The 21,751-nt window shown below is 48.9% G+C and carries 26 protein-coding genes; 25 read left to right on the forward strand and 1 reads right to left on the reverse strand.

What is annotated here, in order from left to right:
* Window positions 1–47: 47 nt before the first annotated feature.
* Entirely contained in the window at window positions 48–758 is a 711-nt protein-coding gene (locus HI950_RS01465) for a 2-phosphosulfolactate phosphatase (RefSeq protein WP_169081914.1), read from the reverse strand.
* A gap of 135 nt (window positions 759–893) precedes the next feature.
* Between HI950_RS01465 and HI950_RS01470 the strand changes: the two genes are divergently transcribed.
* From HI950_RS01470 to spoIVB, 25 genes are all read left to right on the forward strand, one after another.
* Entirely contained in the window at window positions 894–1,160 is a 267-nt protein-coding gene (locus HI950_RS01470) for a YqhV family protein (RefSeq protein ID WP_169081913.1), read from the forward strand.
* A 102-nt stretch (window positions 1,161–1,262) separates the two neighbouring features.
* Window positions 1,263–2,303, forward strand: coding sequence for a stage III sporulation protein AA (gene spoIIIAA / locus HI950_RS01475; protein WP_169081912.1), 1,041 nt, complete (start codon window positions 1,263–1,265; stop codon window positions 2,301–2,303).
* Window positions 2,300–2,818 carry a stage III sporulation protein SpoIIIAB gene (spoIIIAB, locus tag HI950_RS01480; RefSeq protein WP_169081911.1) on the forward strand — a complete coding sequence of 173 codons (519 nt, stop codon included), beginning with the start codon at window positions 2,300–2,302 and terminating at the stop codon, window positions 2,816–2,818. The genes spoIIIAA and spoIIIAB overlap by 4 nt, the downstream gene beginning before the upstream one ends.
* A gap of 15 nt (window positions 2,819–2,833) precedes the next feature.
* Window positions 2,834–3,037: a stage III sporulation protein AC gene (gene spoIIIAC / locus HI950_RS01485; protein ID WP_138753401.1), complete on the forward strand. Its 204-nt coding sequence runs from the start codon at window positions 2,834–2,836 to the stop codon at window positions 3,035–3,037.
* A 39-nt stretch (window positions 3,038–3,076) separates the two neighbouring features.
* Window positions 3,077–3,472: a stage III sporulation protein AD gene (gene spoIIIAD / locus HI950_RS01490; protein ID WP_169081910.1), complete on the forward strand. Its 396-nt coding sequence runs from the start codon at window positions 3,077–3,079 to the stop codon at window positions 3,470–3,472.
* Between the two features lie 5 nt (window positions 3,473–3,477).
* A complete protein-coding gene (gene spoIIIAE, locus HI950_RS01495; RefSeq protein WP_169081909.1) occupies window positions 3,478–4,725 on the forward strand; it encodes a stage III sporulation protein AE in 1,248 nt (415 codons plus the stop codon).
* 20 nt (window positions 4,726–4,745) lie between these two features.
* On the forward strand, window positions 4,746–5,513 hold the full coding sequence (spoIIIAF, locus tag HI950_RS01500; protein WP_223285107.1) for a stage III sporulation protein AF: 768 nt from the start codon (window positions 4,746–4,748) through the stop codon (window positions 5,511–5,513).
* A 6-nt stretch (window positions 5,514–5,519) separates the two neighbouring features.
* Window positions 5,520–6,152: a stage III sporulation protein AG gene (gene spoIIIAG, locus HI950_RS01505; RefSeq protein ID WP_169081907.1), complete on the forward strand. Its 633-nt coding sequence runs from the start codon at window positions 5,520–5,522 to the stop codon at window positions 6,150–6,152.
* 31 nt (window positions 6,153–6,183) lie between these two features.
* Window positions 6,184–6,807, forward strand: a complete 624-nt coding sequence (locus HI950_RS01510) for a SpoIIIAH-like family protein (protein ID WP_169081906.1) — start codon at window positions 6,184–6,186, stop codon at window positions 6,805–6,807.
* A gap of 237 nt (window positions 6,808–7,044) precedes the next feature.
* Window positions 7,045–7,536 carry an acetyl-CoA carboxylase biotin carboxyl carrier protein gene (gene accB / locus HI950_RS01515; RefSeq protein ID WP_169081905.1) on the forward strand — a complete coding sequence of 164 codons (492 nt, stop codon included), beginning with the start codon at window positions 7,045–7,047 and terminating at the stop codon, window positions 7,534–7,536.
* Window positions 7,537–7,589: 53 nt separating this feature from the next.
* Entirely contained in the window at window positions 7,590–8,945 is a 1,356-nt protein-coding gene (accC, locus tag HI950_RS01520) for an acetyl-CoA carboxylase biotin carboxylase subunit (RefSeq protein ID WP_169081904.1), read from the forward strand.
* A gap of 135 nt (window positions 8,946–9,080) precedes the next feature.
* Window positions 9,081–9,488: an Asp23/Gls24 family envelope stress response protein gene (locus tag HI950_RS01525; protein ID WP_169081903.1), complete on the forward strand. Its 408-nt coding sequence runs from the start codon at window positions 9,081–9,083 to the stop codon at window positions 9,486–9,488.
* 102 nt (window positions 9,489–9,590) lie between these two features.
* Complete coding sequence (gene amaP, locus HI950_RS01530) at window positions 9,591–10,148, forward strand: alkaline shock response membrane anchor protein AmaP (protein ID WP_169081902.1); 558 nt, start codon at window positions 9,591–9,593, stop codon at window positions 10,146–10,148.
* 14 nt (window positions 10,149–10,162) lie between these two features.
* On the forward strand, window positions 10,163–10,393 hold the full coding sequence (locus HI950_RS01535; protein WP_169081901.1) for a DUF2273 domain-containing protein: 231 nt from the start codon (window positions 10,163–10,165) through the stop codon (window positions 10,391–10,393).
* A 137-nt stretch (window positions 10,394–10,530) separates the two neighbouring features.
* On the forward strand, window positions 10,531–10,974 hold the full coding sequence (gene nusB / locus HI950_RS01540) for a transcription antitermination factor NusB (protein ID WP_169081900.1): 444 nt from the start codon (window positions 10,531–10,533) through the stop codon (window positions 10,972–10,974).
* Window positions 10,975–11,030: 56 nt separating this feature from the next.
* Window positions 11,031–11,891, forward strand: coding sequence for a bifunctional methylenetetrahydrofolate dehydrogenase/methenyltetrahydrofolate cyclohydrolase FolD (gene folD / locus HI950_RS01545; protein ID WP_169081899.1), 861 nt, complete (start codon window positions 11,031–11,033; stop codon window positions 11,889–11,891).
* 8 nt (window positions 11,892–11,899) lie between these two features.
* Window positions 11,900–13,282, forward strand: coding sequence for an exodeoxyribonuclease VII large subunit (xseA, locus tag HI950_RS01550; protein WP_169081898.1), 1,383 nt, complete (start codon window positions 11,900–11,902; stop codon window positions 13,280–13,282).
* Window positions 13,254–13,514, forward strand: a complete 261-nt coding sequence (gene xseB / locus HI950_RS01555) for an exodeoxyribonuclease VII small subunit (RefSeq protein WP_169081897.1) — start codon at window positions 13,254–13,256, stop codon at window positions 13,512–13,514. Before xseA ends, xseB begins: the two co-directional genes overlap by 29 nt.
* A gap of 2 nt (window positions 13,515–13,516) precedes the next feature.
* Complete coding sequence (locus HI950_RS01560) at window positions 13,517–14,431, forward strand: polyprenyl synthetase family protein (RefSeq protein WP_169081896.1); 915 nt, start codon at window positions 13,517–13,519, stop codon at window positions 14,429–14,431.
* Between the two features lie 67 nt (window positions 14,432–14,498).
* On the forward strand, window positions 14,499–16,448 hold the full coding sequence (gene dxs / locus HI950_RS01565) for a 1-deoxy-D-xylulose-5-phosphate synthase (protein WP_411268053.1): 1,950 nt from the start codon (window positions 14,499–14,501) through the stop codon (window positions 16,446–16,448).
* Window positions 16,449–16,465: 17 nt separating this feature from the next.
* Window positions 16,466–17,296, forward strand: coding sequence for a TlyA family RNA methyltransferase (locus HI950_RS01570; protein WP_169081895.1), 831 nt, complete (start codon window positions 16,466–16,468; stop codon window positions 17,294–17,296).
* 182 nt (window positions 17,297–17,478) lie between these two features.
* Window positions 17,479–17,949, forward strand: a complete 471-nt coding sequence (locus tag HI950_RS01575) for a hypothetical protein (protein ID WP_191296594.1) — start codon at window positions 17,479–17,481, stop codon at window positions 17,947–17,949.
* Window positions 17,950–17,971: 22 nt separating this feature from the next.
* A complete protein-coding gene (gene ahrC / locus HI950_RS01580) occupies window positions 17,972–18,424 on the forward strand; it encodes a transcriptional regulator AhrC/ArgR (protein WP_169081893.1) in 453 nt (150 codons plus the stop codon).
* A gap of 15 nt (window positions 18,425–18,439) precedes the next feature.
* The gene (gene recN, locus HI950_RS01585) at window positions 18,440–20,152 is read left to right on the forward strand and encodes a DNA repair protein RecN (protein ID WP_169081892.1); all 1,713 of its coding nucleotides are present in this window, start codon (window positions 18,440–18,442) and stop codon (window positions 20,150–20,152) included.
* 123 nt (window positions 20,153–20,275) lie between these two features.
* Complete coding sequence (gene spoIVB / locus HI950_RS01590; protein ID WP_169081891.1) at window positions 20,276–21,604, forward strand: SpoIVB peptidase; 1,329 nt, start codon at window positions 20,276–20,278, stop codon at window positions 21,602–21,604.
* The last annotated feature ends 147 nt before the right edge of the window (window positions 21,605–21,751 follow it).

A 21,751-nucleotide genomic window follows, 5' to 3' on the forward strand; every position in this document is an offset into this window, starting at 1 on the left:
TTCCGTTATTTCGGAGCATGCCTTTTTTTGTATGCACTGCACTACCATCAAATTCTCGTTAATTGATCACCATTCAATCGAGGTACCTCATTATAAATGTCAATCGCAGAGCAAGCATCAATATCTTTCCTCATCCCCAGCTTCAGTAGTTTTTTTCCCGTCATTCCATTCATAATCGTATCTTTGACATGATTCGAGCGATTCCGATATAGAGCCAGCATCGCTGATCCAAAGTCATCCATTTCAACTGTAATGTGACTTAATGCATGAAGCTTATCAAGCACAAGACCCGCGCATAAGCCGTCCTCAATCGCAAACTCATCATGGCTGCCCGCGCACAAAATAACGATATCCCTCCGCAGCTCGACAGCCACTCGGGCACATGCCTCTGCATTAAGTAGCGAAGCGGTCAGCACATGGTCCGCACGCATGGATTTATGGATAGCCCTCGTGCCGTTTGTCGTTGTCAGCACGATTCTTTTACCTGCAACGACCTGCTCTGTATACTCATCCGGCGAGTTGCCTAAGTCAAATCCGGCGATTTTCCGGCAGAAGCGCTCGCCTCCGAGCAAATCCCCCGGACGCTGCAGCGCACGCGCTTCCATAACGGTTTCAGCAGGGATGATGCATGATGCGCCTGCAGCGATCGCTGTGACGATCGTACTAGTTGCCCTCAGCACGTCGATAATGATGGCCGTTTTATGATGAAATCGCGCTGAACTGGCTTCATTCACACTTGAAATAACCTGTACTTGCATGCTCGATATTCCGCCCTTCTCTCATTCCATGCATTACTATATGCGAATGCCTATGGGCAGGTGCCGTCATGAAAGGTAGACAAGCGTGCATATAAATAAGCAGCTATTTGAATTTTGAAGGGAGGTCATATCATCATGCTGAACAAAATCGTTTTGACTATGGCGTCGCTGCGCCTTACTTCGGGAACGATAGAAATCTGCGCTGCTCTGCTGATGCTTCGCTTAAACCAAATCGACAAAGCGCTGGTCGTTAACTCATCGCTTGCTTTGGTTGGTCCGCTCATTCTGATCGCTACAACAACGGTAGGACTCGTCGGGATGTCTGACAAGCTGTCTCCGTCTAAGTTTCTATGGGTAGGAGCGGGCGTCATTTGTTTGATGATAGGCATTTTGAAAAAATAATAGATTTAACTCTAGCAATTGTGAAGTGAAGCAGTCATATTTTTATCTCGCAAGCATACAAATAGGAACTACGAAGGACAAACATCCGGGAGTGATGATGACATGCTGGCACGCGTAGCGCATTTATTGCCTCTAGAGCTGAAGACGCTGCTGGAGCGCCTTCCTGAACACATGCAGGAGCAGCTTGAAGAAATTCGGATTCGAGAGGGGCGGCCGCTTGAAATCTGCTTTCGCGGCCAGTCTCGATTTATGATGATTGACGGGTCGCTGCACCAAGCTGCCGACGGAGCATACAAGCCATCGGCAGACACTTGCCGCAAGCTTCTCGAGCGCATTACCAACTATTCGTTGTACGCAATGGAGGAGGAGCTGCGCAGAGGATTTATAACCGTTTCGGGAGGCCATCGGATTGGACTGGCTGGCAGAACGATCTTGGACAGCGGAGTGGTCCGCGGCATTCGCGATATTGGCGCCTTTAATATTCGGGTAGCCAGGGAAGTGATTGGCGCAAGCACCCATTTGCTTCCCAAGCTGATGGACAAGACGAGAAAAACACTGCATTCCACGCTTATACTCGCACCACCGCAGCAGGGTAAAACAACGCTTGTGCGTGACATTGCAAGATCCGTCAGCTATGGCTTGTGGCCTACGCTTGAAGCAAGCGGCTGGCAAGGAAGAAAGGTTGGCATCGTTGACGAGCGATCAGAGATTGCGGCATGCGTCCGCGGCATCCCGACATTCGACGTAGGTCCGAGAACGGATGTGATGGATGCCTGTCCGAAGGCGGAGGGCATGATGATGCTTTTGCGGTCGATGTCGCCAGAGGTGCTGATCGCCGATGAGATCGGCAGGCCGGAGGATGGGGAAGCGATTCGCGAGGCAAGCCATGCCGGCATCAGTGTCGTTGCCACTGCGCATGCCTACGATTTGCAGGATGCTAGAGGCAGGCCCGTGCTGCTCAAGCTGCTGGAAGAAGGTGCTTTTACGTACGTTGTTGAACTAAAGCGCACGGATCAAGGCATTATGCACCGTGTTGTGCCTGCTGAAGCGATCGCTTTACGGACAGCCCGAGAACATTCCTCTCCTCATCGCGCGGATACGGCGCATGCTATCGCTGGTCGGCATCGAGCTGATGATCCGTGATCAAGCTGCTGGGCGCTGTATTGGTCTTGTTTGCAGGTACGATGATCGGCTTCCAGCAAGCGGCGAAATTCGCAGAGCGACCTAGGCAGCTAAGACAGCTTGCGCATGCGCTGCAGCGGCTGGAGACGGAAATCGGTTACGGACACACCCCATTGCCGGAGGCGCTAGAGAGAACCGCATCGGCAACGCCTGAGCCGCTCGCGACGATTTTTCGCAAGGCGGCAAGCGGCATTTGGGAGACAGAGAGCTTCACCTTCCGCGATAGCTGGGAGTCGGCCATTCAATCGCAATGGGATGCGACATCGATGCGGAAAAACGAGCAGGCCATTCTTATGAGGCTAGGCTCAACGCTTGGTATCAGCGACAAGGAAGATCAAATGAAGCACATACATTTAGCGTTATTGCAGTTGAAGGCAGAGGAGGACGCAGCGAGAGACGATCAGGGGCGTTACGAGAAGATGTGGAAAAGTCTCGGTATTTTGATCGCTGTGCTGGTCGTCATTTTGATGGTGTAGTGGGGTGCCGCATAGATGGACATGGATGTGAGCGCCATTTTCCAAATTGCCGGAATCGGAATTGTTATCGCGATGATACATTCGGTGCTTAAGCAAATGGGAAAGGAAGATATGGCGCATTGGGTTACGGTCATTGGTTTTGTCGTCGTGTTATTTATGGTTGTTCGGCTCCTGAATGAATTGTTTCAGGAAATAAAAACGATTTTTTTGTTCCAGTAGACGTCTTCAGTCGGACGTGCGGGCAAGCAGGTGAGCGAATTGGAAATGATTCAAATCGTCGGCCTTGGTCTGATGGCTACAGTACTCATACTTGTCGTTCGGGAGCAGAAGCCGATGTTCGCTTTTTTGCTCGCCGCATTTACGGGCTTGTTCATCTTCCTGTATTTGATCGGCAAAATCGAAATCGTCATTTCGGTGCTAGAGGATCTGGCTAATCGATCGGGCATCCCTTCCATTTACTTGAAGACGATCTTGAAAATAATCGGGATAGCGTACATTGCGGAGTTTGGGGCGCAAATTGTCAGAGACGCAGGCCAAGAGAGCATCGCATCAAAAATTGAATTTGCCGGAAAAGTATTTATTCTCGTCATGGCGGTTCCGATTATTAGCGTAATTGTCGAGACGGTTATCGGGCTGCTGCCGGAGGGGGGGTGAAGCGTATGATCAAGCTCACTCCTGCTAGTGACCGGGCCAAGCTGCTGCTCTTCATCCTTGCAGCAACGATTCTATTCTCCTTTGCTCCAAATATCGCATACGCATTAAGCGGGACTAGCGAAATCCCCGCTGCGGACGACCAAGCAAGAGCGGACCAGCTATCCAAGGAGCTGGCAGCCGAGCAATTGGGCGGCCTGGAGACGGAAGCAGTCGAGTCTTACTGGAACAAGCTTCGGAGCGAATATGGCGGTTTTTTTCCAGAAGAGCGTATTCCTAGCTTTATGGAGATGATCGTTCCGGGCGGCGAAGGGCTAAAGTTTACGGATATGCTGCAAGGAATAGTAAAGTACTTGTGGCATGAGGTGCTTTACAATGGAAAGCTGCTCGTCACCATCGTCATGCTGACGGTGTTCAGCATGGTGCTGGAGACCATGCAAAACGCCTTCGAGCGAAATGCAGTCAGCAAGGTTGCCTATTCCATCACGTATATGGTACTCATCATAATCGCAGTCAACAGCTTTCACGTCGCAATGGGCTATGCCAAGGGAGCCATAGAAAGCATGATTCAGTTCATGCTGGCGATGGTGCCTCTACTCTTAACGCTCCTTGCCTCAATGGGCAACGTCGTAACGGTATCCGTCCTGCATCCGCTCATCATATTTATGATCCACGCAGTCGGCACGCTCATTTATACGCTCGTATTTCCGCTGCTTTTTTTCTCGGCGGTGCTCCATATCGCGAGTGCGCTATCGGAGAAATTCAAGGTCACGCAGCTTGCAAATCTGCTTCGTAATATTGGGGTAGGCGTGTTGGGTGTTCTGCTGACCGTTTTTCTCGGAGTCATATCGGTACAAGGGGCAACCGGCGCGGTCACGGACGGGGTTACGCTTCGAACGGCCAAGTTTGTGACAGGCAATTTTGTCCCCGTCGTAGGAAGGATGTTCTCCGATGCGGCGGATACGGTCATCTCGGCATCCATGCTCGCCAAAAACGCGATCGGCCTCGCAGGCGTTATTATATTGCTCTTCATCAGCGCGTTCCCTGCAATTAAAATATTGACGCTGGCGCTTATTTACAACATTGCCGCTGCAGTCATGCAGCCGCTGGGAGATTCGCCGATAGTAACCTGTCTCACGACGATTGGCAAGACGATGATCTATGTTTTTGCAGCCTTGGCTGCTGTCAGTCTCATGTTTTTCCTTGCGGTTACGATCATTTTGACTGCAGGAAATGCGGCTTTGATGGTGAGGTAAGGAAGGAGACGAGAGCTGTGATGGCTTGGTTAAGCGACTGGCTGAGAGACATCATCGCTATCATATTGCTGGCGGTGTTCGTCGAACTGCTGCTCCCAAACAAAGCGATGCAGCGTTATGCGCGGCTCGTTGTCGGCTTGTTCATCTTGCTGACGATACTCTCTCCGATATTGAAGCTCATTCAAAGCGATATAGGAGCGAAGCTGGATGAAGGAATGAAGAGCTGGAGTGAAACCGCTATGTCGAGGGAAGTGCAGATGACCGGATTGAACCAAATTACGCGGGATGCTGAAGCGATGCGCCAGAAGCGCAGCCTCGATGCCGCAAGGCTAACGGAGCGAACGCTGGAGGCATCGATCCAAAATGAGCTGAATGAGCGTACGGAAGCGCCGGTGGCAGAGGTAGACGCGGTGCTGAAATGGGTGACGGTATCGGGGGAGCAGACGCCTTACATCAGTCAAGTTGTAGTCACCCTCAAAGCATTGGACGACCAAGGCGGATCTGCAAACGATTCAGCTGTAGAAGCAGTCCAGCCGGTTATCGTTGATGTGGAGATCGATCCGATTAGTGGTGAGCTTACACCCCAAGGCGGCGACAATTCAAATGGCGAAACCGGAAAGGCTGAGGAAGCAGCGCAAGCGGAGGGCAAATGGTCGAGAGCAGACCCTGCCACAGCTTCCTCAATCAGCAGCCTGATTACGAAAGGGTGGGGTGTTGATGCGGATCAGATCGTCGTAAGACAGCCGGTGCAGCGGCGAAGTGAGAGGCTAGGCATGGAGAGGAGGTAAGGCGCGGTGGCCAAATGGCTGGAAGGCATAGAATCAGCGGTTGGCGGCGGTCCCAGTGGTCCGAAGCGTGTGCGGACGCTGCGAATTTTGCTAATCGTTGGGGGGATTGGCGCGGCGCTAATGATTATGAATTCATTTTTAACTTATAAGCAAGTTGAACCCTCGGCTCAGGACCCGAATCCGCCGCCTCAAACGGAAGAAGCTTGGAGCGGTTCGGTTTCGTCGTCAGGATCGGTGTTTGCCGTGATCGAGCATTCGATGGAGACTAGGCTGAAAGAGATTTTGGAGAAAATCGTTGGCGTTGGTACGGTTGACGTGCTCATCACGGTCGATTCTACGGAAGAAATTGTCGTAGAGAAGGAAGGCCAGGATTCGCAGCAGGTAACCGACGAGAATGATCCTAATGGCGGCAGGCGGCATATTACCTCGATAACGAAAGACGGACGGGTCGTGTTGTATGAGGTTTCGGGTGACCAGAAGCCCATCGTGACCAAAACGATTAACCCGCGCATCCGCGGTATTTTGATCGTCGCCAAAGGAGCTGAAAATGCGACGGTCAGGCGTCTCATCGTCAATGCAGTCGAAAAGGGCATCAATGTGCCGGTTAATCGAATTTCGGTAGTGCCAAGCAAGCAATAAACCAAATTCAATTGTTGGGGAGGGTGTTCACATGAACACGAAAAGACAAACGGTATGGCTCGTATCAATGCTCAGCTTGATGGTGGTATTGTCCGCCTACTACTTATTTACGCAGGATGTGGAAACGCCGGAAGTGCTGACTGACGGCACCCAAACGGAGCAAGCGGCGCAAAATGCGACGGAGGCGGCTACAAATGGCGATGCGCTTGTCGTAAATGAAGTGGAGCAGCCAGCTGATGGCGCTGTTCTCAGCGAAGCTGATAAAGAGGCGCTGAACCTAGTTGAGGAGCAGGGACTTGCGGCAGGCGGATTGTTCAGCGAGCTGCTGGCGAAGCGGGAAATGAAAAATACGGAGGAAGAAAATCGGATAATGGCGGCGATTGCTGAAACGCCAACAAAAGACGAGGAATCTGTGGCTGCAGTTGCCGAGCTTGATATGCTGGAGGAGAAATATTCGAAACTGACCGGCATTGAATCAGAGCTGCAGAAGCAATATGAAAATGTAGTCATCGATGAGGCTAACGACAAGTTCAATGTCGTCGTATCAAGCGAAAAGCTGGAGAAGAAGCAAGCGGCTGAGATCATTAAATTGGTGATGAGCACGCTTGATGTGGATGCGGATCAAGTATCCGTACGCTATATTCCTAAAGGATAAAAATGCGCTAGCCCTTCATTGTGGCCCTGTCGTTCCCTGCATGCAAGCGGGGGGCGGCAGGGTCTTTATTTATGCCGGCCCAGACGGTTGTACAAAAAATGATTCGTGTTCAGCCTTGTTTATGATATAATGTTAAACGTTATGTGAAAGAATTGTTTATATTAGTATGGAAACTACTTATGCTTTCACGCTATGGAAGCCATCGAGCTATCGCAAATTTAAGGAGTGAAAATATTCATGTTCAAATTGAGCGAGATCAAAGAGTTGATCAAATTGGTTGATCAAACTTCCGTTCATGAGCTGGAAATCGAAAACGAAGGGACTCGCCTGCTCATCCGCAAGCCCGGCAAAACAGAAGTGGTGAATATGCAAGCAGCCCCAATTACGCATACATACGCGCCTGCACCACTGCAAGCTCAGCCGTCTGCTCCTGCAGCGCAGCCGCAAGCCGCGCAAGAAGCGGCGCCAGCACGTCCTTCGACAGATCATCTGCATCAAATCGTTTCGCCTATGGTAGGCACTTTCTACAGCTCGCCAACACCGGAGGCAGCTGCATTCGTCAAAATCGGCGATCGCGTCAGCGATAAAAGCGTCGTATGTATTTTGGAAGCGATGAAGCTGATGAATGAGCTTGAAGCAGAAGTTCGCGGGGAGATCGTGGAAATTTTGGTTTCTAACGGACAACTTGTCGAGTACGGCCAGCCTTTGTTTCTTGTTAAACCTGAATAATGTAGTGAGTTAACGTCCGAACAGGGAAACTGTCGTTTGAAAGGGGTTCCTACGTGAAATTTCACAAAATATTAATTGCAAACCGCGGCGAAATTGCGGTTCGAATTATTCGCGCTTGCCGCGAGCTTGGTATAAGCACTGTCGCTGTATATTCGGAAGCGGATCGCGATTCGCTTCATGTGCGTCTAGCCGATGAAGCTTATTGCATCGGGCCGACTGCATCGAAAGACAGCTATTTAAATCTAACGAATATTATGAGTGTCGCTACAATAACCGAATGTGATGCGATTCATCCGGGATACGGGTTCCTCGCTGAAAACGCTGATTTCGCAGAAATTTGCGAGTCATGCAACATCACCTTTATCGGTCCATCCCCAGAAGCGATTAATAAAATGGGCGATAAAGCGGTTGCCAAGCTGACGATGAAAACGGCTGACGTGCCAATCATTCCTGGCTCCGACGGTCTTGTCGAGAGCATGGATGAAGCGATCAGCGTTGCAAGGGAAATCGGCTATCCCGTCATTATTAAAGCGACTGCAGGCGGCGGTGGCAAGGGCATCCGAATCGCGGATGACGAGACGACGCTTGTCGCGCAAATTACGACGGCTCAGCAGGAGGCCCAGAAGGCATTCGGCAACGCCGGCGTATATCTAGAGAAGTATTTGACGGGCATGAAGCATGTTGAAATTCAGATTATGGCCGACAAGCACGGCAATGCAGTTCATCTGTTCGAACGCGACTGCTCGGTTCAGCGCAGACGCCAAAAGCTGGTTGAAGAGGCGCCTTGCTCGGTCCTCACTCCCGAGCTCCGCGAGCGAATGGGACAGGCAGCTGTCCGTGCAGCGCTGGCCGTCAATTACTCCGGCGCAGGAACATTGGAGTTTTTGCTTGGACCTGACGAAAACTTTTATTTCATGGAAATGAATACGCGCATTCAAGTTGAGCATCCCGTAACCGAGATGATCACGAATGTGGATTTGATAAAAGAAATGATATCCGTTGCGGAAGGCAATCCGCTTTCCTTTGCGCAAAGCGACCTGAAAATCAACGGCTGGTCCATCGAATGCCGAATTAACGCGGAGGATTCCGAGCGGAATTTCATGCCGTCGCCAGGCCATATTCCGTTTTACTTACCGCCAGGCGGCGCGGGAGTACGTATCGATAGCGCGGTATATCCGGGTTATACTATTTCACCGCATTATGATTCGATGATTGCGAAGCTTATCGTTTGGGGAGCAACTCGCGAGGAAGCGATCGCAAGAATGAAACGGGCTTTGTCTGAGTTTGCTATCGAAGGTATTCGGACAACGATTCCGTTCCACTTGAAGCTGCTGAATCATCCCAAATTTGTAAGCGGAGACTTCGACATTAAGTTCCTTGAAGAGCATGATATCAATGCTCCGGAATAGAATTACGACAAAGATGTGAACAAGTACTAGCGTTTGTCATAATTCTTGCCGAATGTTATAGTATATTAACAAGATGCGGTTTATTGCTTGGCTTAATGTCAAGTACGCGCAACTTTAAGGAGGTGTACAGCTATCATGAGTACAATCGCTGCGGAGTATGAGAGAACGGATATTGGCACAATTCAAATTGCACCTGAAGTCATCGAGGTAATCGCTGGACTAGCGACGATTGAAGTGGATGGAGTTGCTGGAATGAGCGGCGGTTTTGCAGGAGGCATCGTTGAGCTTCTTGGCCGCAAAAATTTATCCAAAGGTGTCAAGGTTGAAGTCGGTCAGCGTGAAGCTGCGGTAGATGTGTCTATTATCGTAGAGTACGGTAACCGTATTCCCGAGATCGCTTCGGAGATTCAACGCAATGTGAAACGTTCTATCGAAATGATGACGGGACTCCACGTTGTTGAAGTGAACGTACATATTCACGATGTACATTTCAAGACGCCAGATAAACCGGAAGAAGAAGAGATTCAAAACCGCGTAAAATAAATATAAGATTGATTAATCTAATTCCGTACAACCCCCTCGTGAATGGGCATGCCGCTCGGCGCAAGGGGGTTTTCATTCGGCTTGGCAGGAGGAGGCGCTACGTTGGTTAAAGTCGTGGACAAGCTGCTTTTGTTTTTGTACAGCATCGTAATTGGTTGTTTTTCTATATTTCTGCTAGCCATTGGATTTGGCGGGATAACAGAAGATCTATTAGGCGATTGGATTAGCGATCTATACAGCAATGATCCTTTCCAAATCACGCTTATTGTTACGGCTGTCATCTTCTTCATACTCAGCTTAAGATTTATCATTGTATCGCTTCATCGCGGTTCGGCTTCTGCTCCGTCTATTGACCAAAGAACGGACTTCGGCGACATTCGCATTTCGCTTGAAACCATCGAGAATTTGGCATTGAAGGCGGCTTCCCGCCAGCGCGGAGTGAAAGATTTACGCGCTCGCATTCGTGCGACGGATGCCGGGCTCGATATCGTTATTCGCGCGGTTGTTGACGGCGAAAGCTCCATACCCGTGCTGACTGAGGAAATTCAGCGCGCCGTGAAAGAGCATGTCGAGGATATCGCCGGCATTCCGGTAACGAATGTTGCGGTCTATGTTGCGAACATCATTCAAACGGGGACATTTAAGAGCCGCGTGGAATAGAGGTGAGTTTGCTCATGTGGAGGGAGTTCTTAGCCATCTATGGGAAGCGCGCTGCTGGCGCTGCGATAGGATTGTTTTTTGGGTTGCTATATTGTTTTGTCGGTTTTTGGGACATGCTCTTTGTAGGGCTGCTTGTCTCCATAGGTTATTGGATCGGCTTGCAGAAGGAAACAAGCAATGGGCCTATTTTTCCGTGGCAGCGGCTTTGGTATGCATTGCTAGAAAGATTTCGACCGTTTAAATGATCCTGTGGTCTCCTCCGTTCTCCGGATTTCGGAAAGCCGCTAATTCGGGGCAGGGAGGAGATCATAGGTTTTTTTTGGAATGACAAGTAAACAAGAATTTAACCATTTTATCGGCAGAAAGCTGCCGCGGAGGTCACATGAAACGTAGATTAGCACGAGAAATTGCGGTATCAAGCTTATACCAAATGGAAATGAATGAGGTTTCGGCAACAGAAGCGGTTGATATGCTAATGGACGAGCTTCGTCAAGAAAACGAAATAGGTGCTGACCCATCGGATATCGGCAGTACGGACGAATTCGTTCGTGAGATTGTTTCAGGCGTAATGGAGCATAAGCAAGCCATTGACGGCATGCTGCAGCAGTTTTTGACAGGCTGGCATATCGATCGGTTATCGCGGGTTGACCGTCAAGTTCTGCGACTGGCTTGCTATGAGATGGTATTCCGTGATGATGTACCGCCAAAAGCAACCATTAACGAAGCGATTGAGCTTGCCAAACATTTTGGCACAGAGGAATCCGGCAAATTCGTTAACGGCGTACTCGGTAAATTGCTGCTTGAGATTGAAGAATTGAAATCTTAATAGCGTTAGATCATAAGCAACCCAAACATTCAAAGATGTAAAAGGAGACTGGAGCTATGTGCGCACAAATCATTGAAGGAAAGAAAATATCCGACCTGATCCGTGAGGAAATGATTACGGAAACTGCAGCCTTAAAAGAAAAAGGAATTATTCCCGGATTGGCTGTAGTACTCGTAGGCGAAGATCCTGCTTCTAAGGTTTATGTAGGCTCTAAGGAAAAAGCGTGCCAGCAGCTTGGCTTCTATTCCGAGGTGCACCGTCTTTCGGCTGACACCAGCGAAGAAGAACTGCTTGCTGTTATTGATCGTTTGAACAAGCAAGCAACGATTAACGGTATTCTCGTACAATTGCCGCTGCCTAAGCATATTAACGAGAAGGCGGTTATCGATGCCATTCATGTAGATAAAGATGTGGACGGCTTCCATCCGGAAAGCGTCGGCAATTTGGTTATCGGCGATGACAGCCTGCTGCCATGTACGCCAGCCGGCGTCATTGAGCTTATCAAGCGAAGCGGTGTTGACATCTCTGGGAAGCATGCTGTGGTTATCGGCAGAAGCAACATCGTCGGCAAACCGGTAGCGATGCTGCTTTTGCGCGAGAATGCGACGGTCACCATCTGCCATTCGCGTACGGCCAATATGGAAGAGATCGCGAAGCAAGCAGATATTCTTGTCGTCGCAATTGGAAAAGCAAAAGCGATTGACAGCAAATTCGTCAAGCCAGGCGCGATTGTCATAGACGTAGGCATTAACCGTCTTCCTGACGGCAAGCTTGCGGGGGACGTTGATTTTGACGATTGCCTGGATACGGCCGGCTACATTACACCGGTACCGGGCGGAGTTGGACCCATGACGATTACGCTGCTCATGAAAAATACGATTACAGCTGCAAAAAGGGCAAACGGAAGTAAGGAGTGAGGACAGGCATGGCGGATCAGCCTCGCATTTATTCCATAAAAGAACTTAATCGTTATATTCGAATGAAGATGGAGTCGGATTCACTGCTAGGCGATGTTTGGCTGCGCGGCGAGATATCTAATTTCACGCATCATTCCAGCGGGCATATGTATTTTACCCTGAAGGACAGCGACAGCCGAATAAAGTCGATTATGTTTGCATCCCATAACCAGCGCCTTCCATTCATCCCGAAAGAAGGCGCTAAAGTAATAGCTAGAGGGAATATATCGGTCTATGAACGAGATGGCAATTATCAATTCTATGTCAACTCCATGCAGCCTGACGGTATCGGGAGCTTGTATCTTGCATTCGAGCAGCTCAAGAGCAAGCTCAGTGCAGAGGGGCTGTTCGCCGAGTCACGCAAACGCGCAATACCGCTTTTTCCGCGAGCCATTGGTGTCATTACTTCACCAACTGGAGCAGCGGTGAGGGATATTATCATTACCTTGCAAAGGCGTTATCCGTTAATCCCTATTTATGTTTATCCCGTACTTGTTCAAGGCACGCAAGCAGCACCTGCTATTGTTAAAGCGATAGAAGCAATGAACCGATTCGGCGAAGCTGACGTATTAATTGTTGGGCGAGGCGGCGGATCGCTCGAAGAGCTATGGGCGTTCAACGAGGAAGCGGTCGCTCGAAGCATAGCTGCCTCTGGCATCCCGATAATAAGCGCAGTTGGGCATGAGACGGATTTCACGATTGCTGATTTTGCAGCTGATTTGCGTGCTGCAACTCCAACTGCAGCAGCTGAGCTTGCTGTTCCAAGCATCACCGAGTTACAGCAACAGCTGCAACGCCAGCAACGGCGCTTAGTTCAAAGCATTCGGTACCGCGTTCAAGATGAGAATAAGAAGCTTCAGCGCCTTCGGCGTTCGCCGTTCTTCCTGTATCCGCGAAAATACTTGCTAGAGCAGGCAGAGCGGCTTGACCGGCTGTCAGAGCAGCTTGAGCAGCGGACAAAACGAATCGCGGAACGTGGGCATACGCGTCTTGCAAGGTTGCAGACGACGCTAGCCGGCCATCATCCCGGCGATCGAGTGGCATTCGCGGCAAAGCGTTTGCAGTCGGCTAATAAGCAGCTTGAGCAAGCGATGAATATGAATGTCAAAGAACGAAAGCATAAGCTGCACAGCACGATTAGACAGCTGGATGCTTTAAGTCCATTAAAGGTGATGTCACGAGGCTACAGCCTAGCCTATGACGAGCAAGAACAACGATTAATTAAATCGATTCACGATGTGAAGATAGGCGACATCGTTAAGGTGAAGGTAGCAGACGGTCAGCTTGACTGTCATGTAGATTCATTGAGAGGAGATCAAATCGATGGCAGCAACAAAAAAAACGGAGCCTGAGCTTACTTTTGAACAGGCAATGGAGCGGCTAGATTCCATCGTAACTAAGCTTGAGAATGGCGATGTGCCGCTTGAGACGGCTATTGAGTTGTTTCAGGAAGGCATGAAGCTATCCCAGCTATGCGGCGGCAAGCTTGAGCAAGTCGAGCGCAAAATTGAATTGTTGATCGAAACGGAGCAAGGCTTCCAGAAAAAACCGTTTGCGGATGTGAACGAAGATAAAGGGGAATAAGCTTGAACGAGAGGGCGGCAATAAAAGCGTATTTATCGCAATGCGCGGGGCTTATCGAAGCTTCGCTTAAACAATCGCTTCCGAGCTCATGGGATGTTCCTGTGCGACTGCGCGAGGCGATGCAGTACTCGCTTGAAGCTGGCGGCAAACGTCTGAGACCGACGCTCGTATTATCGGCTGCCGAAGCTGTACTTGGCAAATCGTCAGCCTTCGATGCTGCTTTGCCGGTTGCCAGTGCTGTCGAATTTATACACACCTATTCATTAGTTCATGATGATTTGCCTGCTATGGATAATGACGATTATCGCAGAGGCAAGCTAACCAACCATAAAGTGTTTGGTGAGGCAATGGCGATACTAGCTGGTGATGCGCTGCTCACTCACGCCTTCCATTTGATCCCTCAGGCGGCTCGTCAGGGCGGAATTTCAGCCGAGGTCGCACTTGCTATCGTTGAGGATTTGGCTAAACTTGCAGGCGCTCCTGGGATGGTTGGCGGGCAGGTCGCCGATATGCTTGGCGAACAAGGAATTACTTCCATCGCTGAGCTTGAATATATCCATCTTCACAAAACAAGCGATTTGATTGTTTTCTCTGTAACAGCAGGCGGCAGAATCGGTGGAGCAAACGATAGGCAGCTTGAGCTTCTGGCCCGTTATGGACGGAATATCGGTCTTGCTTTTCAAATCCAGGATGATATTTTAGACTTGATCGGCGATGAGCAAAAGCTTGGCAAGAAAACAAACAGCGATGTAGAGCAAAATAAAGTTACGTATCCTTTCCTTATCGGAATAGAAGAGAGCAAGGCTCAGGTTGAACGATTGACACAGGAAGCAAAGTCGGCCGTGCTGGAAGCAGGGTTTACTGCACCAGATCGATTGCTTGAAATTGCGGACTATCTCGTTGGGCGCGATCATTGAGAATGCAATGCTTTTTCCATTTTGGTTGGGAAACAAAGTTCAGTATGCTATAATAGGAAAAATGTAGATGTACATGGGACGGCAGTTTAAGGCTGTCCGCGAAAGCGAGGAAAGTAACGTGCTGCTTGACCAGATTAACGGACCTCAAGATTTGAAAGCTTTGACAACCGCTCAGCTAGAGCAACTGGCTGGTGAAATCCGTCAGTTCCTTATTGAGAAGCTTTCCGTTACGGGTGGTCATCTCGCTCCTAACCTAGGAGTTGTAGAACTGACCCTAGCCATGCATTATTTATTCAACAGCCCCGAGGATAAGTTTATTTTTGACGTCGGGCATCAATCATATGTACACAAAATTTTAACCGGCCGCATGGACCGGTTCGATTCGCTAAGGCAATACAAAGGGCTATGCGGTTTCGTCAAGCGAGCGGAAAGCGAGCATGACGTTTGGGAAGCCGGACATAGCAGCACCTCCTTATCAGCTGCCATGGGGATGGCGCTTGCCCGTGATCTTAAAGGCGAGAGCAATCGTGTGGTAGCGGTTATCGGTGATGGCGCGCTAACGGGCGGAATGGCACTGGAAGCATTAAATCATATCGGACATGAGAAAAAAGATTTGATAGTCGTTTTGAATGATAATGAAATGTCTATCGCTCCGAATGTTGGCGCTTTGCATCATTATTTAGGAAAAATTCGTACTGATCGACATTATCATAAGGCTAAAGACGAGCTTCAACAATTGTTGAACAAAGTACCGGCTATTGGCGGCAAGCTTGCCAAGACGGCTGAGCGCTTCAAGGATAGCTTGAAATATTTGCTCGTAAGCGGCATTCTGTTCGAGCAGTTTGGACTTACGTACCTTGGTCCCGTTGACGGCCATGATATCGAGCAAGTTATTGATATTATGCGCCAGGCGGATTCGATGCCGGGTCCTGTTCTCGTTCATGTGCTTACCGTGAAAGGGAAAGGCTACTCGCCAGCCGAAGCGGATTCGTTCAAATGGCATGGCATTACGCCATACAAGATTGAATCCGGTCAAGTGCTGAAAGCGGTCGGTCCTCCAGTATATACGGATGTATTCGGCGAAACGCTGATTGAATTAGCTGAGAAGGATGATCGGATCATCGCAGTCACTCCTGCTATGCCGGGTGGATCTGGCTTGCTCAAATTTGCCGCGAGGTTCCCTAACCGAATGATTGATGTGGGAATTGCCGAGCAGCATGCTGCAACAATGTCTGCAGCGCTTGCAATTGAAGGGATGAAGCCCGTTTTTGCGGTTTATTCAACCTTCCTGCAGCGGGCATACGATCAAGTCGTGCATGACATTTGTCGTCAAAATTTAAACGTTATTTTTGCAATCGACCGTGCGGGCTTTGTTGGCCCGGATGGTGAGACCCATCATGGGGTTTATGATATAGCATTTTTAAGACATATTCCAAATTTGGTTATTATGATGCCAAAGGATGAGAATGAGCTTCGACAAATGCTTAAAACCGCAGTTGATTATGACGACGGGCCTATTGCCGTTCGATATCCACGGATTGCAGGCTTAGGCGTTGAGATGGAAGCTAATCCGCAAGCTCTGCCAATCGGTTCATGGGAAACGGTTCGCGAAGGCGATTCGGGCGTTATTTTGGCTATCGGCCCTATGCTTCAGGTTGCTGAGGAAGCGGCTGATCTGCTGAAGCGCGAAGGTCTCAGCATTCAGATCGTGAATGCGCGGTTTATAAAGCCGTTAGACGAGGAGATGCTGGTATCCCTCGCTTCTGAAGGAAAGCATATGATTGTGCTTGAGGAAGGATCGGAGCTCGGCGGATTAGGAAGCTCTGTGCTTGAGTTCTATTCGCTCAAAAGCATCTTTGGCTTATCGATTCGCATTATCGGCGTGCCGGATATATTTGTGGAGCATGGTACGATTAAGGAGCAACGGCAAGAAATTGGTTTGACAGCGGAGAGAGTGGCATCCGAGATGAAAGCCATGCAACCGAAGCGTATGAAACGGGTTACTGGAAAACAGTAACGTTTTGAGGGAGAAAGATGACAACAACACCGAAAGAACGAATTGACGTGCTGCTTGTGGAGCGCGGGTTTTATGAAAGCAGAGAAAAAGCAAAGGCGGCTTTGATGGCGGGTTTAGTGCTTGTGAATGACGAGCCGGTTGACAAAAGCGGAATGAAAGTGCCGCGTACGGCAGATATTAAAGTTAAAGGAGCTCTGCATCCTTATGTCAGCCGCGGCGGCTTGAAGCTTGAGAAGGCCATACGGAAATTCGATATCGATTTGAAGGGACGTGTCATGCTCGATATTGGCGCGTCAACGGGCGGCTTTACCGATTGCGCGCTTCAAAACGGCGCATCCTATGTATATGCGATTGATGTCGGGTACAATCAACTTGACTGGTCGCTTAGACAGGATGAGCGCGTTCATGTCATGGAGCGCACAAATTTTCGCTACACACAGCCGGCTGATTTGGTAGGTCCTTCGCCAACCTTTGCTTCCATTGACGTATCGTTCATCTCGTTGAAGCTTATTTTGCCTGCATTATCTCATTTGCTTGCAGTTGACTCTGGAATTGTCGCTCTCATAAAGCCGCAATTCGAGGCTGGCCGCGAAAAGGTAGGCAAATCAGGCGTTGTTCGTGATCCTGCCGTGCATAGGGATGTGCTTAGGACCGTTCTCAGTGCGGCCGCAGAGCTTGGATATTCGCTGCAGGATATTACGTTCTCTCCAATTACGGGCGGAGAAGGCAATATCGAGTTTTTGGCCTATTGGAAATGGGCAGCGGAACCGAATGCAGCATTTCCAGATGACGCAGCGTTAGCGGAATTGGTCAAACAAGCGAACGAAACCTTTACGACAAACAAATAAATGGTGAAACCAGAAAGGTGCCGAGCAGAGTTGTAGCTGCCCGGCATCTTTTTTTCTTTACAGCGGGCAGCACGTTTTGATAAACTATAGAAAAGCAAACAAACGTTCGGTAAGTCCGACAAACAGGAATATGCCCCCAGCATAGCGAACGATTAAAGAAACAATCCATTTGCGAATGGGGGATGCTGGTGGGTACGTACGGAGACTGGTTCATTATGCTGGTTGCAGCTTGCTTGTTTGTATTTTGGATGTTTAGGCTGTTTCATCGGTGGCTGCATGAGCCGGCAAGTGTTAACCGCCTGAAGCTTGGCAAAGGAGGCGTGCTCGCTGCAGATGATGAGAACATTCGATTGCTGGAGCAGGCGGGATATGAGGTAAGCTCAGGAAAACATTTGGTACCGATTCCAATCAAGCTGGACGATGTGCCCCTTGGTAAGGGAAGTCGGTTATATATTGATTACATTGCGGTAATGGATAATAGTACGTATATCGTGAAAACAGCACGTGATCGGATGCCGATGGATTGGACGGCCAGCGGAGTTAGAGATCGATTGCTCGTCTATTCACTGCTTTTGCCTGAATGCGAAGGCGTGTTGTTTGTAGACGCGAGGGAAAAGATCATCCGTAAAATTACGTTTCACATCTCAGACTAATATCTAATGGAGGTTTTTTTTCATGAAAGGGATTCGCCAATTTCGAATCAAGGAAATAATTACGAACCGAGTGATCGAGACGCAGGAGGATCTTGTGGAGGCGCTTCGTGATTCAGGCATGCAGGTTACGCAGGCAACGGTATCACGCGATATGAAGGAGTTAATGCTCATTAAGATACCTGCAGGCGAAGGGAAGTACAAATATTCGATCCCGCAGGAACAACAGCGTCCGAACCCGATCCACAAGCTTAAGCGAGCGCTGCTTGACCATTTTGTACATATCGACTTTACCGATAATCTGGTCGTAATGAAATGTTTTCCAGGAACGGCTAATACAATATGTGCATTGGTCGATAATATGGAATGGTCAGAGGTAATGGGAACAATCTGCGGCGATGATACGATCCTAATGATCTGTCGCACGAAGAAGCAAAGCGGTGAAATTGTTGAGCGATTGCTCGAGCTATTGAATTAGGGAGGGTATTAAACCATGCTGCGTGAGTTGTCTATTAGGAATTTAGCGGTAATCGAAGAAGTAAACGTTACATTTCATCATGGATTTCATGTTTTGACAGGAGAAACAGGTGCAGGTAAATCAATACTAATTGATGCGCTAAGCTTGCTGGTCGGTGGCAGAGGCTCCGCAGACATGGTACGGTACGGATGTGACAAAGCCGAGATGGAGGCAATGTTCGATCTTTCCGTCAGCCATCCTGTCTGGCATGTGTTAAGCAGGCTTGGTGTACATGCCTCCTCCGAGGAGATGCTCGTCATTAGGCGCGAGCTTTCTTCGCATGGGAAGAGCAGCAGCCGAGTGAACGGACAGCTTGTAACGATGACGATGCTTCGAGAAATTGGCGAATGTCTCGTTAACATTCATGGTCAGCACGAGCATCAATCTTTGCTTCGGACAGAGCAGCATTTGGAGTGGCTGGACTTGTTCGCAGGCGATCTGCTAATTGAGCGCAAGCAAAATTATCGATCGATATTTAGCCAGCTGCAGCAGGTTAGAACATCACTGCGGGAGCTGGAAAATTCAACGAGGCAAAATGTGCAGATGCTTGATTTGTACCGTTTTCAAATTGAAGAAATTACGAACGCCCAGCTTAAGCCGATGGAGGATGAATTACTGACTGAACAGCGGCGCAAGCTAATGTATGCGGGGAAAAGAATGGATGCAGTGTCTGAAGCGTATTCGCTGTTGTACGGAGGAAAGGGGCTTGATATGGTCAGCAAAGCGGTTGCAAAGCTAATTGACATTCAATCCTACGATGCAGCAAAGTTAGGTCCTTTACTGGAGCAGCTGCAATCGGCCTTTTATCAAGCGGAGGACGCGGCATTCCAGCTTCGTGATTACCGCGACGGAATCGAATCTGACCCAGACCAGCTGTCGCAGGTTGATGACAGATTAGATTTGATCAATGGCTTGAAGCGCAAATACGGGGAATCCATTCCTGAGATTTTAGCTTATTTGGATCGAACGATTTCAGATCGGGACAAAATTGAAAATCGCGATCAATTGCTCGAAGAGCTTCGAAATGAAGAAATACAGCTGTATGACCAGGCTTTGCAGCTCGCGCAGGAGCTATCGCAGCTGCGCGAGCATGCGGCTACAAAACTGTCTGAAGCTATCGAGAATGAGCTCGTTCAGCTTCAAATGCCTTCGGCCAAGTTCCGTGTTCAAATCGATACGACGGTCGGAGGAGCCGACAGCACGAAGCAAATTCGACTGCACATAAATGGTATGGATGAAGCCATATTTATGCTCTCCACCAATCCGGGAGAACCGTTAAAGCCGCTTAGCAAAATTGCTTCCGGAGGCGAAATGTCAAGGATCATGCTAGCACTTAAAAGCATCTTCGCGGAAATCGATCAAGTTCCTGTTCTTATATTTGATGAGGTTGATACCGGCGTAAGCGGCCGCGCAGCACAAGCTATTGCAGAGAAGATGTCAAAGCTTGCTTTGAAGTGCCAAGTGTTCTCCATCACGCATTTGCCTCAGGTAGCATGCATGGCTGACCATCATTATGAAATACGGAAACAGGTTATTGGAGCTAGAACGTCAACGTCTGTCTCTGAGCTGTTGGGAACAGTACGGATCGAAGAGCTTGCGCGTATGCTTGGCGGGGTGGAAGTTACAGAAAAAACGAGGCACCATGCACAAGAAATGCTTGATTTGGCGCACAGGCAGAAGGGAGCGTAATGGAAGCCAATTAGGGAATGTTTTTGCGGACATAAAACGACCGGGTGAGGGTAACTTAAAGGTACGCCAATGGCGACATAGCCTTCTACGTCATGCGATGGAATAACAGGGAGCGTGAAATCATTGAACTCCAGTAAAAGGAAGCGATGGTTTGGCCTAGTTCTCGTTTTCTTCATTTGCATGATCGGAAGCTCCACCCCGTTTCAACACTTTGCCGCAATCCCGAATGAACTTCGTTTATTCTCCGGGCAACTGAAACGACTACAATACGGAGTGCCCGTTCATGCAGAAGTAACGGTCGATCCTCAAATGCTTCAGATTAACGGATCAACAAGTCATTCATTATCCGTAAATTTGAACGAACCATTGTCACTGCAGTCAAGTCAAAGCGGTCAAACCAAGATGAAAGTGAAATTATTTGGTAAAATTCCATTCAAGACAGTTAAAGTAAATGTTGTGCCTGATCTTCGTGTTATTCCAGGCGGTCAAACGATTGGAGTCAAGGTTAAATCATCAGGCATCCTAGTTGTCGGACATCATCAGGTCGCTGGCAGCGATGGCTTGAAGCAATCGCCCGGTGAAGCCGCAGGACTGCGGCTAGGCGATTTGATCGTCAAGATCAATGGAACGAGCATCAACCAAGTACACAGGGTTGCAGAGCTAAGTGAGAAGGCTGGCAACGATAAGAAGCCGCTTGAAGTTATTTATAAACGAGACGGACAATTGAACAAGACGCAGCTAAATCCTGTCTTTGATGCAGAGGATAAAGCTTGGCGGCTCGGCTTGTACATTCGCGATTCAGCAGCAGGTGTTGGTACATTAACATTTTATGCTCCTGATCAAGGTGTATACGGAGCACTTGGACATGTTATTACTGACATGGACACCCAGACTCCGATCGATGTAGGCGAAGGGCAGATTTTGCAGTCAAGCGTAACGTCCATTAACAAGAGTCAAAATGGTGAGCCAGGAGAAAAAAGAGCGCATTTTGTGAAAGAAAGCAAAATATTAGGAAATGTTGAGCGTAATACTCCTTTTGGCATTTTCGGCAAAATGAATGAAGTTCCTACGCATAGCTATAGTGATAAATCTTTGCCGGTAGCATTTGCCGAAGATGTCAAAGAAGGGCCAGCGCAAATTTTGACTGTTGTGAATGGACAGAAGGTTGAACGATTTGATATTCAGATTGTTCACGTATCGAAGCAATCTGGGCCAGCAACGAAGGGTATGGTCATTAAAATAACAGATAAGCGTTTATTGAGCAAAACCGGAGGCATCGTTCAAGGCATGTCAGGAAGTCCGATTATCCAGGACGGCAAATTAGTCGGAGCTGTAACTCATGTTTTCGTTAATGATCCATCCTCGGGTTATGGATGCTTTATCGAGTGGATGCTTCAGGATGCAGGCGTATTACTGAAATCGGCAAATGGCCGATTAGGGGATGCTGCTTAAAGTTAAGAGCTAGCCATAGAGAAATGTCTGCTTAAGCTGAATGTGAGGCTGGAGCAGACGTTTTTTTTTTGATAAAAACTAAAAAACGCGCAGCTCAGTAAAAGAGCGATGAATTTTGTCGAAGAAGAACGAATGGGATCGTTACAT

It is taken from the genome of Paenibacillus sp. PL91 (assembly GCF_012935325.2).
GTDB lineage: Bacteria > Bacillota > Bacilli > Paenibacillales > Paenibacillaceae > Pristimantibacillus.

Coding starts and splice junctions, on each gene's coding strand:
- HI950_RS01465 (WP_169081914.1), bottom strand. CDS start 758: ATGCAAGTACAGGTTATTTCAAGTGTGAATGAAGCCAGTTCAGCGCGA.
- HI950_RS01470 (WP_169081913.1), top strand. CDS start 894: ATGCTGAACAAAATCGTTTTGACTATGGCGTCGCTGCGCCTTACTTCG.
- spoIIIAA (WP_169081912.1), top strand. CDS start 1,263: ATGCTGGCACGCGTAGCGCATTTATTGCCTCTAGAGCTGAAGACGCTG.
- spoIIIAC (WP_138753401.1), top strand. CDS start 2,834: ATGGACATGGATGTGAGCGCCATTTTCCAAATTGCCGGAATCGGAATT.
- spoIIIAE (WP_169081909.1), top strand. CDS start 3,478: ATGATCAAGCTCACTCCTGCTAGTGACCGGGCCAAGCTGCTGCTCTTC.
- spoIIIAF (WP_223285107.1), top strand. CDS start 4,746: ATGGCTTGGTTAAGCGACTGGCTGAGAGACATCATCGCTATCATATTG.
- HI950_RS01510 (WP_169081906.1), top strand. CDS start 6,184: ATGAACACGAAAAGACAAACGGTATGGCTCGTATCAATGCTCAGCTTG.
- accB (WP_169081905.1), top strand. CDS start 7,045: ATGTTCAAATTGAGCGAGATCAAAGAGTTGATCAAATTGGTTGATCAA.
- HI950_RS01525 (WP_169081903.1), top strand. CDS start 9,081: ATGAGTACAATCGCTGCGGAGTATGAGAGAACGGATATTGGCACAATT.
- HI950_RS01535 (WP_169081901.1), top strand. CDS start 10,163: ATGTGGAGGGAGTTCTTAGCCATCTATGGGAAGCGCGCTGCTGGCGCT.
- nusB (WP_169081900.1), top strand. CDS start 10,531: ATGAAACGTAGATTAGCACGAGAAATTGCGGTATCAAGCTTATACCAA.
- folD (WP_169081899.1), top strand. CDS start 11,031: ATGTGCGCACAAATCATTGAAGGAAAGAAAATATCCGACCTGATCCGT.
- xseA (WP_169081898.1), top strand. CDS start 11,900: ATGGCGGATCAGCCTCGCATTTATTCCATAAAAGAACTTAATCGTTAT.
- xseB (WP_169081897.1), top strand. CDS start 13,254: ATGGCAGCAACAAAAAAAACGGAGCCTGAGCTTACTTTTGAACAGGCA.
- dxs (WP_411268053.1), top strand. CDS start 14,499: ATGTACATGGGACGGCAGTTTAAGGCTGTCCGCGAAAGCGAGGAAAGT.
- HI950_RS01570 (WP_169081895.1), top strand. CDS start 16,466: ATGACAACAACACCGAAAGAACGAATTGACGTGCTGCTTGTGGAGCGC.
- HI950_RS01575 (WP_191296594.1), top strand. CDS start 17,479: ATGCTGGTGGGTACGTACGGAGACTGGTTCATTATGCTGGTTGCAGCT.
- ahrC (WP_169081893.1), top strand. CDS start 17,972: ATGAAAGGGATTCGCCAATTTCGAATCAAGGAAATAATTACGAACCGA.
- recN (WP_169081892.1), top strand. CDS start 18,440: ATGCTGCGTGAGTTGTCTATTAGGAATTTAGCGGTAATCGAAGAAGTA.